Source organism: Desulfosarcina cetonica JCM 12296 (assembly GCF_001311845.1).
In the GTDB taxonomy this organism is placed as follows: domain Bacteria; phylum Desulfobacterota; class Desulfobacteria; order Desulfobacterales; family Desulfosarcinaceae; genus Desulfosarcina; species Desulfosarcina cetonica.
Window position 1 is genome coordinate 1 of sequence record NZ_BBCC01000554.1, and the last position, 522, is coordinate 522.

The 522-nt window shown below is 67.2% G+C and carries 1 protein-coding gene; it reads left to right on the forward strand.

Going from position 1 to position 522, the window contains the following annotated elements; genetic code table 11:
• The coding region (locus JCM12296_RS40920; RefSeq protein ID WP_218188481.1) for a hypothetical protein at positions 1–522 on the forward strand (522 nt) is incomplete at both ends.

Below are 522 nucleotides of genomic sequence, written 5' to 3' on the forward strand. Positions count from 1 at the left end.
CCGGAGAGCGCCTGCGCCCAGGTGCGCGTGGCGCTGAGGATGGGGCCGGCGCTGGATACCGTTTCATGCGTCCTTGCGACATCACAGTCGGAATTCGCCGCAGGAGACGGGTTGACGGTGGCCATGGGGTATGCCGACAGCGGCGTCGAGGATCTGTTTACCGGAACGGTGTCATCCGTATCCACGAACATCCACGGGCAGACGATCGTCACCGCCGGCAACGGCGGCGAGGCCTTGGCGTGCCTGCGCATCAACCAGAGCTTCGTCGACATGTCCGCCGGCGACATTATCACGGATCTGGCCGGACGCGCCGGCGTCGATGCCGCTGAGATCGCCGCCGGCCCCGATCTGCCGTTCTATGTGGTCGACGACCGTGCCCACCTGCTGGACCACATCGCAACGCTGGCCGGTTTCAGCGGCGCGGACGTCACCTTTGACGCCGGGGGCGGGCTGGTGTGTGCCGTATCCGGGGAAACGCCGTCGGCGATCGCCTTTGCCTATGCGGCCTCCATCGCCGCCGGA